The organism is Mesorhizobium sp. M2A.F.Ca.ET.067.02.1.1 (genome assembly GCF_004023285.1).
In the GTDB taxonomy this organism is placed as follows: domain Bacteria; phylum Pseudomonadota; class Alphaproteobacteria; order Rhizobiales; family Rhizobiaceae; genus Mesorhizobium.
On record NZ_RZSB01000706.1, the window covers coordinates 1 to 3,177 of the forward strand.

4 protein-coding genes are annotated in these 3,177 nt (G+C 63.6%); 1 reads left to right on the top strand and 3 read right to left on the bottom strand.

The window, feature by feature from the left end; all coding sequences use genetic code 11:
* The coding region (locus EOA28_RS30375) for a TrmH family RNA methyltransferase (protein ID WP_148670946.1) at positions 1–179 on the top strand (179 nt) is incomplete at its 5' end.
* Positions 180–246: 67 nt separating this feature from the next.
* Here the strand turns inward: EOA28_RS30375 and EOA28_RS30380 are convergent.
* From EOA28_RS30380 to gcl, 3 genes are all read right to left on the bottom strand, one after another.
* Positions 247–1,131, bottom strand: a complete 885-nt coding sequence (locus EOA28_RS30380; RefSeq protein ID WP_127252509.1) for a 2-hydroxy-3-oxopropionate reductase — start codon at positions 1,129–1,131, stop codon at positions 247–249.
* Positions 1,132–1,237: 106 nt separating this feature from the next.
* Positions 1,238–2,035, bottom strand: a complete 798-nt coding sequence (gene hyi / locus EOA28_RS30385) for a hydroxypyruvate isomerase (protein WP_127252508.1) — start codon at positions 2,033–2,035, stop codon at positions 1,238–1,240.
* Positions 2,036–2,061: 26 nt separating this feature from the next.
* The coding region (gene gcl / locus EOA28_RS30390) for a glyoxylate carboligase (protein ID WP_128315600.1) at positions 2,062–3,177 on the bottom strand (1,116 nt) is incomplete at its 5' end.

The following is a 3,177-nucleotide window of genomic DNA, read 5'->3' on the forward strand; positions in this document are numbered from 1 at the left end:
GCCAAAAGATCGCGTTGGTGCTGGGCGCGGAAGGCAAGGGCCTGCGGCAAAAAACCCGCGAGACGGTGGCCGCGCTCGCCCGCCTCGACATGCCGGGCGCCATCCATTCGCTCAACGTGTCGAATGCGGCGGCGGTGAGCCTTTATGCGGCAAGGAAATTCCTAGCGAATAGCGAATAGCGAATAGGCGGAACACCGCGAGGTGCCGGCCTGCAATCCCTACTCGCTACTCCCTATTCGCTACTGGCTAGCCCACTTCGTGGGCCGCCATCCGCTCCAGCGCTCTCACCAGCGCCGAGTGGTCCTCCTTGGCGCCGCCATTGGCGGCGCAGGAATTGAAGAGCTGCTGCGTGGTCGAGGTGTTAGGTAGCGAGACGCCAAGCGCTTTCGCGCCTTCCAGCGCGAGGTTGAGGTCCTTCTGGTGCAGCTCGATGCGGAAGCCAGGCGCGAAGGTGCGCTTGATCATGCGCTCGCCATGCACTTCGAGGATGCGCGAGGCGGCGAGCCCGCCCATCAGCGCCTGCCTGACTTTCGCAGGATCGGCGCCGGCCTTCGAGGCGAAAACCAGGGCTTCGCCGACAGCTTCGATGGTGAGGGCCACCACGATCTGGTTGGCGACCTTGGTGGTCTGGCCGACGCCGTTCGGGCCGACCAGCGTGATGTTCTTGCCCATCTTCTCGAAGACCGGCCTTGCGCGCTCAAAAGCCTTTTCCTCGCCGCCGACCATGATGGTCAGCGATGCGGCCTTGGCGCCGACCTCGCCGCCCGACACCGGCGCGTCGAGATAATCGCAGCCGAGATCGTTGATCTTTTTGGCGAATTCCTTGGTGGCGATGGGCGAGATCGAGCTCATGTCGATGACGAGCTTGCCCTTAGACAAGCCAGCGGCGACGCCGTTCTCGCCGAAGAGAACATCCGCGACCTGCGGGGTGTCTGGCACCATGGTGATGATTATGTCGGCGGTCTTGGCCACCGCATTGTGGCCGGTGACTGACTTCAGCCCCTTGGCGACGAGATCAGCCGGCGGCTTGGAGCGGTGGTCGCTGGCAATGACCGTATGGCCGGCGTCGAGGAGATGCCCCGCCATCGGCGCGCCCATGATGCCAAGGCCGATGAAGCCGATGGTTTCCATTGACGTTCTCCGTAATTCCTATCGAGGTCGCGTTCCTTCGCGCCCCCCTCTGGCCTGCCGGCCATCTCCCCCACAAGTGGGGAGATTGGCAGCTTCGCCGTCGGCTCTAAGCCGCCGCGCTCCCCTGTCCGGCGAATTGCCGGAACCAGCCGAGCCCGGCTTCGGTGCCGGCTTTCGGCTTGTATTCGGCGCCGATCCAGCCGGAATAGCCGAGGCGGTCGATGTGGTCGTAGAGGAAAGGATAGTTGATCTCGCCCGTCCCCGGCTCGTGACGGCCGGGATTATCCGCAAGCTGGATATGCGCGATGCGGCTAAGGTTCGCCTCGATGGTACGGGCGAGATCCCCCTCCATGATCTGCATGTGATAGATGTCGTATTGCAAATAGAGGTTCTTCGAGCCGATGCGGTCGATCAGCGCCAAGGCCTGGTCGGAGTAATTCAGGAAGAAGCCCGGAATGTCGCGGGTGTTGATCGGCTCGATCAGCAGCCTGATGCCGGCTTGTTCCAGCTTCTCGGCCGCGAAGGCCAGGTTGTCGGCAAAGACGTTTTCCAGCACAGCGCGATCGACGCCCTGGGGCGCGATGCCGGCGAGGCAGTTGACTTGCTCGCAGCCCAGCGCATGCGCATAGGTAATCGCCTTGGCGACGCCCTGGCGGAATTCCGGCACCCGGTCCGGCAGCACGGCAATGCCGCGCTCGCCCTTGCCCCAGTCGCCGGCCGGCAGGTTGAAAAGAACCTGGCTCAGGCCGTTCTTCTTCAGGCGCGCCGCGACGACGTCCGGCGCGTGATCATAGGGGCCGATATATTCGACGCCCTTGAAGCCCGCGCGGGCGGCGGCATCAAAGCGATCGAGGAATTCATGCTCGCCGAAGAGCATGGACAGGTTGGCTGAAAAACGCGGCATTCTTTTCTCCTTCGTTCCGCCTGAACTCAATCCAACATGACGATGGCCGTCGGCGCATCCTCATGGCTCTCGGCAAGTTCCTCAAATTCCGTGATCTTGTCGATTTCGGTGCCCATCGAAATGTTGGTGACGCGCTCGAGGATGAATTCCAGCACCACCGGGACCTGATGCTCCTTCATCAGCCGCTGCGCTTCCTTGAAGGCGCCGGCGAATTCCTCGGGCGTCTTCACGCGGACCGCCTTACAGCCCATGGCTTCGGCGACGGCGACATGGTCGACGCCGTAGCCCGCCTCCGGATCGCCTGCGCGGTTGACGTTCTCGAACGCCAAGCTCACCTCGTAATCCATCGAAAAACCGCGCTGCGCCTGGCGGATGAGGCCGAGATAGGCGTTGTTCACGACGACATGGATGTAAGGCAGCTTGTGCTGGGCGCCGACCGCCAGTTCCTCGATCATGAACTGGAAGTCGTAGTCGCCCGAGAGCGCGACGATGGCGCGATCCGGATCGGCGGCGCGCACGCCGAGGGCTGCCGGCAGCGTCCAGCCGAGCGGTCCGGCCTGGCCGCAATTGATCCAGTTGCGCGGCTTGTAGACATGCAGGAACTGCGCGCCGGCGATCTGCGACAGGCCGATGGTGGTGACATAGGTCGTGTCGCGGCCAAAGGCCTTGTTCATCTCCTCATAGACGCGCTGCGGCTTCAGCGGCACCTGCTCGAAATGCGTCTTGCGCTTCATCGTCTTCTTGCGCTGCTGGCATTCCTTGGCCCAGCCCGACCAGTCGCGCAGCCTGCCTGCCGTGCGCCATTCGGTGGCGACGTCGAGCAAGATCTTCAGCGCGGCGCCCGCATCCGAGACGAGGCCGAGATCCGGCGCGAAGACGCGGCCGATCTGCGTCGGCTCGATGTCGACATGGATGAACTTTTTGCCCTTGGTGTAGACGTCGACCGAGCCGGTGTGGCGGTTGGCCCAGCGGTTGCCGATACCGAAGACGAAGTCTGACGCCAGCATCGTCGCATTGCCATAGCGATGCGAGGTCTGCAGGCCGCACATGCCGGCCATCAACCGATGGTCGTCGGGAATCGCGCCCCAGCCCATCAGCGTCGGGATGACCGGCACGCCGGTGACTTCGGCGAACTCGATCAG

What these genes read in the sequence shown, in the direction of transcription:
- EOA28_RS30380 (WP_127252509.1), bottom strand. Translation starts at nt 1,131, where the DNA reads ATGGAAACCATCGGCTTCATCGGCCTTGGCATCATGGGCGCGCCGATG.
- hyi (WP_127252508.1), bottom strand. Translation starts at nt 2,035, where the DNA reads ATGCCGCGTTTTTCAGCCAACCTGTCCATGCTCTTCGGCGAGCATGAA.